Annotated in this window: 12 protein-coding genes; 10 read left to right on the plus strand and 2 right to left on the minus strand. The window is 47.0% G+C overall.

The features are described 5' to 3' along the window. The first annotated feature begins 3 nt into the window (after positions 1–3). From tuaB to CXL14_RS06210, 8 genes are all read left to right on the plus strand, one after another. Positions 4–1,452: a teichuronic acid biosynthesis protein TuaB gene (gene tuaB, locus CXL14_RS06175; RefSeq protein ID WP_014419019.1), complete on the plus strand. Its 1,449-nt coding sequence runs from the start codon at positions 4–6 to the stop codon at positions 1,450–1,452. Continuing rightward, positions 1,449–2,645, plus strand: coding sequence for a teichuronic acid biosynthesis protein TuaC (tuaC, locus tag CXL14_RS06180; RefSeq protein ID WP_014419018.1), 1,197 nt, complete (start codon positions 1,449–1,451; stop codon positions 2,643–2,645). The genes tuaB and tuaC overlap by 4 nt, the downstream gene beginning before the upstream one ends. A 4-nt stretch (positions 2,646–2,649) precedes the next feature. Further along, complete coding sequence (gene tuaD, locus CXL14_RS06185; RefSeq protein ID WP_014419017.1) at positions 2,650–3,990, plus strand: UDP-glucose 6-dehydrogenase TuaD; 1,341 nt, start codon at positions 2,650–2,652, stop codon at positions 3,988–3,990. 67 nt (positions 3,991–4,057) lie between these two features. After that, the gene (gene tuaE / locus CXL14_RS06190) at positions 4,058–5,545 is read left to right on the plus strand and encodes a teichuronic acid biosynthesis protein TuaE (RefSeq protein ID WP_014419016.1); all 1,488 of its coding nucleotides are present in this window, start codon (positions 4,058–4,060) and stop codon (positions 5,543–5,545) included. Then, on the plus strand, positions 5,542–6,222 hold the full coding sequence (tuaF, locus tag CXL14_RS06195; protein WP_014419015.1) for a teichuronic acid biosynthesis protein TuaF: 681 nt from the start codon (positions 5,542–5,544) through the stop codon (positions 6,220–6,222). The genes tuaE and tuaF overlap by 4 nt, the downstream gene beginning before the upstream one ends. Before the next feature lie 23 nt (positions 6,223–6,245). Next, positions 6,246–7,004: a teichuronic acid biosynthesis protein TuaG gene (tuaG, locus tag CXL14_RS06200; RefSeq protein ID WP_003151380.1), complete on the plus strand. Its 759-nt coding sequence runs from the start codon at positions 6,246–6,248 to the stop codon at positions 7,002–7,004. Positions 7,005–7,023: 19 nt separating this feature from the next. Further along, the gene (tuaH, locus tag CXL14_RS06205) at positions 7,024–8,220 is read left to right on the plus strand and encodes a teichuronic acid biosynthesis protein TuaH (protein ID WP_014419014.1); all 1,197 of its coding nucleotides are present in this window, start codon (positions 7,024–7,026) and stop codon (positions 8,218–8,220) included. 132 nt (positions 8,221–8,352) lie between these two features. Then, positions 8,353–9,429, plus strand: coding sequence for a glycosyltransferase family 4 protein (locus CXL14_RS06210; RefSeq protein ID WP_003151382.1), 1,077 nt, complete (start codon positions 8,353–8,355; stop codon positions 9,427–9,429). Positions 9,430–9,518: 89 nt separating this feature from the next. Here the strand turns inward: CXL14_RS06210 and CXL14_RS06215 are convergent, their stop codons facing one another. Then, positions 9,519–10,733, minus strand: a complete 1,215-nt coding sequence (locus CXL14_RS06215) for an LCP family protein (RefSeq protein ID WP_014419013.1) — start codon at positions 10,731–10,733, stop codon at positions 9,519–9,521. A 4-nt stretch (positions 10,734–10,737) separates the two neighbouring features. Then, a complete protein-coding gene (locus tag CXL14_RS06220; protein WP_007614107.1) occupies positions 10,738–11,385 on the minus strand; it encodes a YigZ family protein in 648 nt (215 codons plus the stop codon). A 222-nt stretch (positions 11,386–11,607) separates the two neighbouring features. Between CXL14_RS06220 and degS the strand changes: the two genes are divergently transcribed. Together degS and degU are read left to right on the plus strand one after the other, a co-directional pair. Then, positions 11,608–12,771, plus strand: coding sequence for a two-component sensor histidine kinase DegS (degS, locus tag CXL14_RS06225; RefSeq protein ID WP_007407484.1), 1,164 nt, complete (start codon positions 11,608–11,610; stop codon positions 12,769–12,771). 76 nt (positions 12,772–12,847) lie between these two features. Next, entirely contained in the window at positions 12,848–13,537 is a 690-nt protein-coding gene (gene degU, locus CXL14_RS06230; RefSeq protein WP_003219701.1) for a two-component system response regulator DegU, read from the plus strand. The last annotated feature ends 68 nt before the right edge of the window (positions 13,538–13,605 follow it).

Raw genomic sequence — 13,605 nt, forward strand, 5'->3', positions numbered from 1 at the left:
ACGATGCCTAGTATTACAAATCAAATCTTGAGCGGCGCCAAATGGACAAGTATTTCGACAGCGTGTATTACGGTCATTCAAATCATCCAATTCGCCCTGCTCGGGCGGGTCATGTCACTGGCTGAATTCGGTCTTGTCGGCATGATCACAACGGTAGTGGTGTTTGCCCAAATTGCACTTGATATGGGTTTTGGCGCCGCGCTCATTCAAAAAGATCATGTGACTGATAAACAGATGTCTTCCTTGTACTGGCTGAATATCATAACGGGGCTTGCGCTGTTTGCGCTGCTGTTTTTCAGCAGTCCGCTCATCGCCGATTTTTATCGGCGGGAGGAGCTTGTCTATTTAATCCGCGTGCTGGCCGTCATGTTTTTAATCGCGCCGATCGGTCAGCAATACCAGTATATGCTGCAAAAAGCGCTGGCATTTAACACGTTAAGCAAGATTGAAATCTTTTCAAATGTGCTGTCCTTCGTGTATTTGGCGGCCGCGGTTTTTTATACGGACCCGATTCTCGCCTATGTGATTTCTCAGGTGCTGCTGCAATCGTCGAAAGGGATTCTGTACTGGATGGCCTGCAGAAAAACATGGAGACCGGCGTTCGTTTTTGATCTGAAAGGAATGAAAGGCTTCTTTTCTTTCGGGGCCTTTCAGCTGTCTTCCCGGCTTGTGAACCGGCTCGGAGCGAATATTGATATGATTCTGATCGGCAGTTTTATCGGCGCCGAGGCGCTCGGCATTTACAATCTGGCCTACCAGATTGTCACGCTTCCGGTATTAAAAATTAATCCGATCATTACGAGAGTCGCGTTTCCCGTCTTTGCGAAAAACAAGCATGAAAACAGCGTTATCAGAGAAGGATTTCTCAATATGACCAAAATACTCGCGCTGATATCCTTTCCGCTTTTGCTCGGTTTGGTTTCAGTGTCGGATGCATTCGTGGCTTCGGTATTCGGAGAAAAATGGCTGGCGGCTGTCCCGGTTTTAAACGTTCTCGCCATCGTCGGGATTTTAAGGGTTCTGATGAATCCGAACGGATCTGTGCTGCTCGCAAAAGGGCGGGCCGATCTGGCGTTTTATTGGGACGCCGGGGTGATGCTGCTGTATGGTGCATCTTTGTACGCCGCCGTGCTGTCCGGAAATCTCTTGACGGTAGCCTGGACGTACGCTTTCATCAGCATCCTGAATTTCCTGATCGGGCGCTGGCTGTTGGCATATGTCATTAAGCTGCGTCTGTCGGCTTACTTCAAAGCCGTGGCCAAACCGTTTCTGCTTACGGCGGCAATGGGTGTCATCGCCTTTACAGCCAGCTTCGGCACGGAGCGGATCAGCCTTGATGTCAAGCTTCGTCTGGCAATCTCCGTAGTCTGCGGCGCGTTGTGTTATTTATTCCTGTTAGGAAAAGCTTATCCGCATATGAAAAGTAAATTAAGAAAAGGACGTTTGCTATGAAGGTATTGTGGATGACAAGTGTCTATCCGAGCAGTGAAAAGCCGGGGGAAGGCGTTTTTCATGAAACACAGGCGCAAGAACTGAGAAAGCTTGGCGCGGAGATGACCGTCATTTGTCCGCGGCCGAAACTTGCCGCGCCATTCCGGGTGCTGAAAAAGACGTATCGGCAAAAGGATATAAGGCCGGCGCATGAATGGCGGAAAGGCGTGTCCGTCCACCGGCCGTTTTATCAGGCGGTTCCCGGGCAGCTGAAATGGGCGCAGCCGCATAAAAGAATGGCGGCATCGGTTCTTTCCGCGATTAGAAATCATGGCCTGAAGCCCGATCTGATTCACGCGCATTTCGCCATGCCGTCAGGCGGAGCGGCCGCCATTGTGTCGAAGGCTCTAGGCATTCCGTATGTGCTGACCTTGCATGGCAGTGATGTCAATGTCTATCCGCATTACAGCAAAAGCGCTCATCGCGCATTTACATTTGCGGTGCGGGAAGCAGCCGATATTTACGCTGTGAGCGGCAGTCTGCGGGAACAAATGAAAAAGCTCATCGAAGCGGAGTGCAGCGTGCTTCCGATCGGCATCACGCTTGACGCCTTCCGAGAAAGGAACGAGACGAAAGAAGCCGTCAGAAAACGGCTCGGCCTTCCTCCGGATAAAAAAATGATCGTGTTCATCGGCAGGCTTGTCAAAGAGAAAGGTGTTTTCGACTTATCAAAAGCCGTTCAGTCATTGGATGAAAGATATAAAGCTGTCTTTGTCGGTGACGGTCCCGCCGCATCTTCATTGCGGGAAGCCGCTCATATCATCACGGGGCAAGTGCCGAACGACAAGGTACAGGACTATCTGCTGGCCTCGGATGTAATGGCGCTGCCGTCCTACAGCGAAGGCATGCCGACTGTGGTCATTGAGGCGCTCGCTCTGAAGGTGCCGGTAATCTGCACCGATGTCGGAGGATTGGCTTCTTTATTCGGGAAACACCGGGGGTTGCTGATCAAGCCGGGTTCACCTGAGACGCTGGCAGAATCGATTCTGCAATATGACGGAGGAGAGGCTTGGACGCCGCAAACAGCCGAGGAACTTTATCAAACCGTCCGCACGTATTTTGACGCAAGCCAAAACGCGAAAGCGCTGAAAGAGAAATACCGATCCGTAATGAACCGGGCCGGGCAAGAGGAGAACCTTTCGAAAGAGGGATGAAGCTGTGAAAAAAATCGCTGTATTAGGAACAGGGTATGTAGGTCTTGTATCTGGAACTTGTTTTGCGGAAATCGGCCATCATGTGACTTGCTGTGACATCAATGAAGCGAAAATCAGAAGCTTGCAAAACGGAGTCATCCCGATATATGAACCGGGGCTTGAGGAATTAGCCGAAAAAAATGTCAGTGCCGGGCGGTTATCCTTTACGGCCGATATTGAGCCGGCTGTGAAAGCCGCTGATATCATCTATATCGCCGTCGGTACGCCGATGTCAAAGACGGGTGAAGCCGATCTGACCTACATTAAGGCAGCGGCGCAAACAATCGGAGAACAGCTGAACGGATACAAAATCATTGTCACCAAAAGCACTGTTCCGGTCGGGACGGGAAAGCTCGTTTACCAAATCGTCAGCGAAGCGTCAAAGGGAAAATATCCGTTTGATGTCGCGTCAAATCCTGAATTCCTCCGCGAAGGTTCGGCGGTGCGGGATACGATGCAGATGGAGCGGGCGGTTATCGGCGCCACAAGCGAACATGCCGCTTCGGTCATTGAAGAGCTTCATAAGCCGTTCCGTACGAAGATCGTAAAGACCAATCTTGAAAGCGCGGAAATGATTAAGTATGCCGCAAATGCTTTTTTAGCCGCCAAAATATCTTTTATTAACGATATCGCCAATATTTGCGAACGTGTCGGGGCGGACATTTCCCACGTGTCAGAAGGCGTCGGTCTTGACAGCCGGATCGGGAATAAATTTCTGCAGGCGGGCATCGGATTCGGCGGATCCTGCTTTCCGAAGGATACAACGGCTTTATTGCATATCGCAAACGCCGCCGGCTATCCGTTTCAAATGATGGAAGCCGTCATTGAAACCAATCAGAAGCAGCGGGTCCGTATTACGGAAAAATTGAACCGCGCTATCGGTCCCTTAAAAGGGAAAACCGTGGCCGTACTGGGGCTGGCCTTTAAACCGCACACAAATGACGTCCGCTCCGCCCCGGCTCTTGATATCATCACAAGTCTTAAAGAGCAGGGCGCTCACGTGAAAGCGTATGATCCGATCGCGATTCCCGAAGCGTCAGCGATATTAGGAGACGGCGGTATTGAATATCACACAAAGCTGTACAGTGCCATCAAAAACGCGGACGCATGCCTGATTACAACAGATTGGCCGGAAGTCAAGGAGATGGATCTTCAGAGAGTGAAGCAGCTGCTCAAACAGCCGGTCATCATTGACGGCAGAAATATGTTTCCGCTGGAGTATATGAGGGTTTCAGGATTCACTTATCATTCCGTCGGACGTCCGGCGGTTCATGCCGATCGGCAAATAAAAGAACTGGCAAGATAGAAAAAGATTTGTCTTCAGGCTCTCGGCAGCCCGGCTCGGCTGCCGGTTTTGGAAAGGGGTTTGCCATGTGAGTATCAAACGTTCAGCGGCACATGTTCTTGTGCTGCTTGCCGCTCTCATTACAGGAGGATTCATCATGCTGGAGGCGGTCAGAGCGGATGCCGGCTTCGGAAAAATCACCGTGCTGCTGCTTGCCGCCATGATCGGCATTGCCGGGCTTGCTTTGCTATCCGCCTTTACAACAAACGGTCAGATGTTTATGGGGCTCATTTACATACTGATCGCGTGTACATTTTTAAACCAGGCCTTCTTTGCGGTTCATCTCGGATTTTTCAGCTTATTTATATACCGGTTGTTATTAATCGGAGCGGGCGCCCTTCACATCGCCGGCATCCTGACAAACCGTCATCATATTGACAGATGGAATCGGGTGAATGTAAAAGGGGTTCTGATGTTTTTCGCCTTATGGTTTACATACGGTCTCCTATCGTTATTGTGGGCAAAATCCGTGACGTACGGGATTAAATATTTAGCTTTAATGGGAATGGGCATGTTTTTGATTTATCTTATTGTCATGTTCATTCAGCGCTTTGATCAGCTGATGGTTTTTTACGGCATATGGCTTGTGATGACCATTTTTGTGATGGCGATCGGCTTTTACAACCATTTTACACACCACCATCTGCCGAGCTCCACGCTTTATAACGGCCCGCAGTACAAACAGCATTATCCGACGTCCGTTTTCTTTAATCAAAATGATTTCGCGACGTTTTTGTGCATCAGTTTCTTTCTGTATGCGGCGGCGGTGAAAAATATGAAAAACGGCTATGTGAAGGCCGTCAGCCTGCTCTTTGCGATCTGCGCTTTGTATTTAATTATTTTGACCGGTTCGCGCGCGAGTCTGCTGGGCATATGCGCGGGGGCGGCTGTATACGTCTTCATCCTGCTGCCTTCCCTGTTGAAAAAACTCGCGCTGTACGCTGCGGGAGCGGGTGCGGCGCTGTTTGCGGTTTTATTTGCGGGCCGTATCACCAATGCCGTCTTGAATCTGTTTTCAGCTCCGCAGGCGATGCCGGGACAGCAACCGCTTCCTTCCAACCTCGCGAGGGCGAACCTTTTAAAGAACGCCTTTCACTATGTGATTGATTCTTGGGGGTTCGGAGTGGGTGCCGGAAACGTCTCGTATTATTTAAAAGCGGAGCCCGTTTATGATACGGGCGGCGTAGTAGAGGTGCACAACTGGCTCGTCGAGATTATGGCGAACTTCGGCGTGCTTACGATGCTCGGTTACCTGACAGTCTATTTGTTCCTTTTTTGGACACTTTATAAATGTCATGAAAGAAAATCGGAAAATCAGTCAAGACTGATCACAGAAGGACTTATCACGGCGATGGCCGGTTTTTTGGTAAGCAGCATCAGCCCAAGCTCCGTATCAAATTTATTTTTCCACTGGGTATTTCTCTCGCTCGTGATCGCGGCGGTCAATATATTGAGGCGTTTACAAAAGGAGCCTGCCGTCACGGCGTACTATGAAAAACAGGGAGATGCGAGATGAAGGATATGTTGACAAGAATAACCCGGCGTATCAAAAAGAATATCATTTGGATCATTGCGCTGCCCGTTGTGTTAGGGGCGGCGGGATATGTATTGCCGTCAAAAATCAGCGGAAACAGCAGTTTTACATCAGAAGCCGCGATCGCCGCGGGAAATTATGATCATCCGCTTTATAACAATACAAAAGAAATCCCGCTCCTTTTGACGAGCGATGCCTTTTTAAAGCAGGCTTTGCCTGATCAAACAGACGAAGAAAGAGCGGCCGTGAAAAGTAAACTGACTGTCGAAAAACAATCAGATTCATTGATCACGGTCAGCTACAGCGGCCAAAACAAACAGGAGACCGAATCGGTGTTTCAAGCCGTCATAAAAACTTTTCTGAAGAATGACCAGGACCTGTTTGAAAAACGGGCAAAAGTAGTGCGGCAGAGTATTGCTGCGCTTGAAGGAGAAACCGTCAGCGCGGACGCCAAAGTGGATAAGGAACGATTTTTATACGAATTGAAAAATACGCAGCTGAACCTGAAAGCGGCCGGCGTCATCAATTCAGAGCCGATGAATGAAACGGCGGGACAAGGCATGCCGCCGAAAAAGAAAGCGGTTCTGGGCGTTTTAATCGGCATTGCAGTTGCATTTATGTTCATTGTCATTCCTGAGTTTTTTAGAGAGTCCTTGTAAAAATCTGCGATGGAGATGTGACCATGACAAACTGGAAACCTTTCGTATCTGTCATTACACCGTCTTATAACGCAAGTGAATATATCGAAGACACGATTCAGTCCGTTTTACATCAAAGCCACCCGCATTGGGAAATGATTATCGCGGATGATTGTTCCACGGACGGAACGAGAGATATTTTACGGCAATATGAACAAAAGGATGAGCGGATCCGCGTCGTTTATTTAGATAAAAACGGGGGAGCCGCGGCTGCCAGAAATACAGCCCTTAAACATGCCAAGGGCCGTTATGTCGCATTTCTGGACAGCGATGACAGATGGAAAAAGGAAAAGCTTCAAAAACAGCTTGCGTTTATGGCAGAGCGGTCCTGCGCTTTTTCATTTACGGGCTACAGCGTCATGGAGCAGGACGGAACGCCGACGGACAAAACCATTCAAGCCCCTGAAAGCCTGTCATATGATGAAGCTTTAAAAAACACGATTATCGGCTGTTTAACGGTCATGATTGACAGAGAGCAGACGGGGCAGATTCAAATGCCTGATATCAGAACGCGGCAGGATTTAGCGACATGGCTTTCCTTGCTGAAAAGGGGATTTACGGCTTACGGCCTGAATGAGTGCCTTTCAGAATACAGGCTTGTTCAGAATTCGATTTCAAGCAACAAGTGGAAAGCCGCAAAAAAAACGTGGTTTGTTTATAGAGAAATTGAGCGCCTGCATTTTATCAAGGCTTCGTGGTGTTTTATGCAATATGCGAAAAACGCGGTCTTGAAAAGACTGTAGGCGTCAGAGGAGCTGGGTGATGAAGGTGGAACCGATTATTCACGTAATCGTCGGAGCGGCGGAATGGGGGCATGACCGGCTGAGATACAGACGGCACCGGCTGGCTGAATTTCTCGCCCGGCAAAAAGAAACGAAAAGCGTCATTTGGGTATGCCCGTCTCCGCGAGCCAATGATGGTCAGATGGCCGGGATCGCCGAGGGAATCCGGCAGTTCACTGTAAAGGATCTCATGCAGAAAAAAGCTTTCCGCTTCGGCAGGTATACAGACATGTGCTACAGGCATAAGCTTTCACCATTGTTGAACATGCTGAAGGAAGAAGGAGAAGGGGCCCGCTGCTGCTTATGGTACACCTTCCCCGGTTTTCCGCTGCTGGCAGATCTGTTTCCTTGGGATGAAGTGATTTACGATTGCAGTGATCTGTGGGCCGCTCCGATCAGCGGCCGGTCCGGAGTTCTGTCAAATGTTAGAAGAAACATCATTAAACAAGCGGAAATGAGAATCATACAGCGTGCCGATTCCATTACGTGTACATCTGACTGTCTGCACCAAGAGGTCGGAAAAAAGCTGGAGAATCCGCACCAGAAAGTGTTCACCATTGAAAACGGAGTGGAATATGACCTGTTTTCACGGGAAAATAAACAGCCGGATGAAGACATTTTACGGGGACGGAACGGAACGGTTCTCGGTTTTATCGGCGGAATCAAACCGAAGCTCGATTTTGCGCTTATGGCGGAAACGGCAGATGTGAGGCCTGACTGGACGATTTTATTGGTAGGCCCGAACACGGCTAAGGACGATCCGGATTTCAAGTCGCTTCTGGAGCGTCCGAATGTCATCTGGACGGGACCTGCCGCGCCGAATGAAGTGCCGTCCTATATGCAGCTTGTCGACATCGGCATCATGCCGTATAAAAATTCCCCTTATAATGATGCGGTATTTCCGCTTAAGCTTTTTGAATTTTTAGCCGCCGGGAAACCGGTTGTCGGCTGCAACCTTTCTTCTACGTCAAAAATCAAAAGGCCTTTCGTCTATGAATACGTTGAAGGCAGTGACCCCGCAGATTTCATCGCGGCCTGCGACGCGCTTCTGGCAGCGGACCGCAGCGGATCATATGAGGCTTTGCGCCGTGAATTGGCCCGGAGACGGGATTGGAATGTTTTATTCGGCCGAATGCTCGAATGCACGGGTATATTGAAAAATGCGCAATCCCATTAAAAGGGAAAGCGCATTTTTTGATTTGCGTGTTTCTTTTTGATGATGCTTGTTATAATAACTAGTAAGAATTATAATGGAAGGAACGGTTCAATATCAGAAAAGACTTCATATAATTCCAAAGGAGACTTCTTTATGCTTGACGAACGCATGTTTCGCATAGTTGTTGCGTTTTTTGTCTCTCTGCTAACGGTTTTAATCCTAACTCCTATCGTAAAAAAAATTGCGATCAAAATAGGTGCAGTTGACCAGCCCAGCAACCGAAAAGTACATGATAAAATAATGCCCCGTATGGGCGGCTTGGCCATCTTTATCGGCGTAGCGGCGGGTGTGCTCGCGGCCGGCATATATAATGAAACGAAAATGACCGCCATCACGGTGGGTGCGTTTATTATTGTTATTTTAGGAATCCTTGATGATAAATACCAATTAAGCGCAAAGGTAAAGTTTTTCGTCCAGCTGGCCGTGGCCATTATGATTGTGAGCACGGGACTGAAAATGGACTTTTTCTCCGTACCGTTTTTAACGGAACGTTTAGAATTGGGATGGGTCGCTTACCCGCTGACTGTGTTATGGATCGTCGGTATTACGAACGCGATGAACCTGATTGACGGTTTGGACGGACTCGCTGCCGGCCTGTCGGTCATCGGACTCTCCACTATCGCCGTTATGGCGTTGTCCGGAGGGAAAATCCTTATTCTGTCACTTTCACTTGTCGTGATAGGAAGCACACTCGGATTTTTATTTTATAATTTTCACCCGGCAAAGATATTTATGGGAGATACCGGATCGCTCTTTCTCGGATACGTCATCTCAGTACTCTCATTATTAGGTCTTTATAAAAGTGTTACTTTATTCAGTATCATTATTCCGATCATCATTTTGGGCGTGCCGATTTTTGATACGACATTCGCCGTCATCAGGCGGATTTTAAACAAACAGCCGATCTCAGCGCCTGATAAGTCACATATACACCACCGGCTGATGGCCTTCGGGCTGTCACACCGCACGGCTGTCATTATCATTTATTTAATCGGCTTTATTTTCAGCGTCAGTGCCATCCTGCTGAAAAGCGCGACCATTTGGCTTTCGCTGTTTATTATTTTTGTATTGATTGTATTTATGCAAATCATAGCAGAGGTCACAGGGTTAGTAAATGAACAATTTAAACCATTTACCAAGTTTTACAAAAGATTGGTAAAGAAAAATTAAAAAGAGCAGATCATGCGAATGGTCTGCTTTTTTACTATTCTCTTATTATATAAAAAAACCCGATCCTGCTCAAAGGATCGGGTTTACTCTTAATAGCCTGTTGTGCCGCCGGACTGTGTGCTGTCCGTACCGTTTGCACCAGCAGTACCGTTGGTTGAGTCGGTTGTGCCGCCTGTTCCTGTGCCGCCGGAAGTTGAATCGGTTGTGCCGTCTGTTCCCGTGCTGTCGGAAGTCGAATCAGTCGTACTGTCCGTTCCGGTGCTGTCAGAAGCAGGATCGGACGCCGTGCTGCTTCCGGATGGGTAATCCAAATGTTTCTGCAATTCCTGCCGTATTTTTTCGAGATTGGTCGGATCTGGTTGGAAATAATATGTTCCGCGCGTAGTTGCAGTTCCGCCTAAATATAAATCTGATCCTGTTATGGTCAGTGTATCAATCTTCTTGCTGGTAAAGCCGCTGTAAATCTGCTGAAGAGCGAGTCCTTCAGTGATTCGGATATTCGTTTGGACGTTGTTGCTCGCTGTTTCAGCGATTTTATCGATTTTAGCAATATTTCCAGCTCTGGACATTTGGTCGATCAGTGCATTTAGGATTTGCTTTTGGCGGTCATTCCGGCCGAAGTCTCCGCGCTTATCCTGTTTTCTCATCCGCGCATAAGCCAAAGCCTGCTCACCGTTCAAATGCATGTTTCCTTTCTTGAAATAGATCCGTTTCTTTTTACTGACGTCACTCATCTCGTCGAAGTCAAAAGGCACTTTTACATCGACCCCGCCTACCTCATCAATAACATCCTTAAAGCCATTGAAGTCGACAGTGACATATTTATCAATCGGTATGTCTAATAAATCTTCTACGGTTGACACGGTTTCATCCGCTCCGCCCTTAGCAAAAGCCGCATTGATTTTTGATTTTTTACCGGTTGTGTCGCCGGCAAGCGTCACCCGCGTATCACGCGGAATACTCAGCATTTTCATTGTTTTATTTCTCGGATCAAGGGTAACGACAATAAGGGAATCTGATCGTCCGCCTTTTCCGCTGGTGGCATAATTTTCGATCCCCATAAACAAAATGGAGAACGGTTTTTTCTTCATATTGATGACTTTATCCCGCAATTTTGATTTGTCTCCGCGGGAAAGGGCATCATATGCATTATCTGCCGCATTGATCGTTTTGTATACTTTGTATCCGCCAAACCCGGCAGCGACTAACAAAACGAGGGTAAGCAGCAGCAAAATCCGTTTGAATATGATCTTTCGTTTGCTTTTCTTTTTCTTTCGAACACGCACTCTTACACGTTCAGCCATTACATTAGTCTCCTTTAGGGCTGACGTCTGTTTCTAAATACGTCAGTTCTCCCTCTGTATTCTTACTCTTGCCGTTCGTCAGTTCTGTCATCCATTTGATAAACTCGTCTTTGTCTTTTTCTTCAACGTACGTTTCAAATTCGACATGATCCGCATAATGGATATCTTTCAGTAAAAAAACTGATTCTCTCAGTTCGTTCTCTATCTTGCCGAGCCACGTATAATCCGCTGATGTATGCATAATCCGCATCAGCTTCCGCTCCGTAACTCCTATATGATTTAAGCCTTCAGACACTGACTTCCCATATGCACGAATCAATCCGCCTGCACCGAGCTTTATTCCGCCGAAATACCGGGTAACCACCGCGCAGGTATCTTTCAGACCGCGTTTTTTCAGCACTTCCAGCATGGGGACGCCGGCTGTGCCGCTTGGTTCTCCGTCATCATTCGCCTTTTGTATATGGTCGGTTTCGCCGATCAGATAAGCTGAGCAGTTATGAGTCGCATTCCAGTGCTGTTTTTTTATCTTTTGTATAAATTCCTGCGCTTCCTCTTCAGAAGCAGCACGGCTCAGGTGACAGATAAAACGCGATTTTTCAATCACAATCTCATGTTCACCCGTTTCTTTAACTGTTAAATAGCTGTGCAGCATGATTGCTGGACCCTCCTGACAAGCATTAAAAGACTTGTTTCTACAAATTCGAACAGACTTTAGAATTTTTGCGCATATTTTGGTATCATGAAAGAGTAAGATACTATATAAAAATGTTTTTTTCTAGAATATACGCATTCTTTCATTATAATTCGACATAAATTGCAGTTCAATTACATTTATAATAAAAATACATAACAACACCGTTACGGAGGGAGACAGATGAATAAATCGAAGATGGACTCCAAAGTTTTGGATTCTATACTTATGAAAATGCTGAAAACCGTGGACGGGAGTAAGGACGAGGTTTTTCAAATCGGAGAGCAGTCGCGCCAGCAATATGAGCAGCTGGTTGAAGAACTCAAACAGATCAAACAGCAGGTCTACGAAGTCATTGAGCTGGGCGACAAACTTGAAGTTCATACGCGGCACGCACGAAACCGCTTGTCTGAAGTAAGCAGAAATTTCCATAAGTTCAGCGAAGAAGAAATTCGCAACGCCTATGAAAAGGCGCACAAACTTCAAGTGGAACTGACGATGATCCAACAGCGTGAAAAGCAGCTGCGGGAGCGCAGAGATGATTTAGAACGCCGGCTTTTAGGTCTTCAGGAAATCATTGAACGGTCAGAATCGTTGGTCAGCCAAATAACCGTCGTTCTGAATTACCTGAATCAAGACCTTCGCCAAGTAGGGCTTCTTCTTGCCGATGCGCAGGCTAAACAAGATTTCGGTTTAAGAATCATTGAAGCCCAAGAGGAAGAAAGAAAAAGAGTTTCCAGAGAAATTCATGACGGTCCCGCGCAAATGCTGGCAAATGTCATGATGAGATCTGAATTAATTGAACGGATCTTCCGCGACCGCGGCACGGAGGACGGATTTCAGGAAATCAGAAATCTACGGCAGAATGTGCGGAATGCCCTTTACGAAGTCAGAAGGATTATATATGATTTAAGACCGATGGCATTGGACGATCTCGGGCTGATTCCGACACTGAGAAAATATCTTTATACAACTGAAGAATACAACGGAAAGGTGAAAATACATTTTCAGTGCATCGGAGACACGGAGAACCAAAGGCTTGCCCCGCAATTTGAAGTGGCGCTTTTCCGTCTCGCTCAGGAAGCCGTCACAAATGCACTCAAGCATTCAGAATCAGAGGAAATTACAGTAAAAGTGGAAGTAACCGCTGATTTTGTCGTTCTCATCATTAAGGACAATGGAAAAGGCTTTGATATTAAGGATGCTAAACAAAAGAAAAACAAGTCATTCGGCTTGCTGGGAATGAAAGAAAGAGTAGATCTGCTTGAAGGAACGATAACGATAGACTCTAAAATAGGTCTTGGGACATTTATCATGATTAAGGTTCCGTTATCTCTCGGCCTATAATTTGTTAAATAGAGCCAAAAGACATATTGACCGAACAGCGGCGTATATAGAACAATAGGATAAGGAGGCGTAGCGTGTGACTAAAGTAAATATTGTTATTATCGACGACCATCAACTATTCCGTGAGGGTGTAAAAAGAATATTGGATTTTGAACCTACCTTTGAAGTGGTAGCAGAAGGTGACGATGGAGATGAGGCGGCTCGAATCGTCGAGCATTATCATCCCGATGTTGTCATAATGGACATCAATATGCCGAATGTAAATGGAGTAGAGGCTACTAAACAGCTTGTTGAGCTGTACCCTGAATCTAAGGTGATTATCCTTTCCATCCATGATGATGAAAACTATGTGACTCATGCTTTAAAAACAGGTGCAAGAGGCTATCTCCTGAAAGAGATGGACGCAGATACTTTAATCGAAGCAGTGAAAGTGGTAGCCGAGGGAGGCTCTTACCTTCACCCGAAAGTAACCCACAATCTTGTCAACGAATTCCGCCGTCTTGCGACAAGCGGAGTTTCTGCTCATCCTCAGCATGAGGTTTACCCGGAAATCCGGAGACCATTACATATATTAACGAGACGGGAATGTGAAGTGCTGCAAATGCTTGCAGACGGAAAAAGCAACCGCGGAATCGGTGAATCATTGTTTATCAGTGAGAAAACAGTGAAAAATCACGTGAGTAATATTTTGCAGAAAATGAACGTTAATGACCGGACACAAGCCGTTGTCGTAGCCATTAAAAACGGCTGGGTAGAGATGCGTTAGTCATGTGTGAGAAGACTTGCCTGTTAAGGCAAGTCTTTTTTTACAGCTGCATATCTATTAAAATACTT

The organism is Bacillus sp. SJ-10, from assembly GCF_002843505.1.
GTDB classification, from domain to species: domain Bacteria; phylum Bacillota; class Bacilli; order Bacillales; family Bacillaceae; genus Bacillus; species Bacillus velezensis.

Coding starts and splice junctions, on each gene's coding strand:
- tuaB (WP_014419019.1), top strand. CDS start 4: ATGCCTAGTATTACAAATCAAATCTTGAGCGGCGCCAAATGGACAAGT.
- tuaC (WP_014419018.1), top strand. CDS start 1,449: ATGAAGGTATTGTGGATGACAAGTGTCTATCCGAGCAGTGAAAAGCCG.
- tuaF (WP_014419015.1), top strand. CDS start 5,542: ATGAAGGATATGTTGACAAGAATAACCCGGCGTATCAAAAAGAATATC.
- tuaG (WP_003151380.1), top strand. CDS start 6,246: ATGACAAACTGGAAACCTTTCGTATCTGTCATTACACCGTCTTATAAC.
- tuaH (WP_014419014.1), top strand. CDS start 7,024: ATGAAGGTGGAACCGATTATTCACGTAATCGTCGGAGCGGCGGAATGG.
- CXL14_RS06210 (WP_003151382.1), top strand. CDS start 8,353: ATGCTTGACGAACGCATGTTTCGCATAGTTGTTGCGTTTTTTGTCTCT.
- CXL14_RS06215 (WP_014419013.1), bottom strand. CDS start 10,733: ATGGCTGAACGTGTAAGAGTGCGTGTTCGAAAGAAAAAGAAAAGCAAA.
- CXL14_RS06220 (WP_007614107.1), bottom strand. CDS start 11,385: ATGCTGCACAGCTATTTAACAGTTAAAGAAACGGGTGAACATGAGATT.
- degS (WP_007407484.1), top strand. CDS start 11,608: ATGAATAAATCGAAGATGGACTCCAAAGTTTTGGATTCTATACTTATG.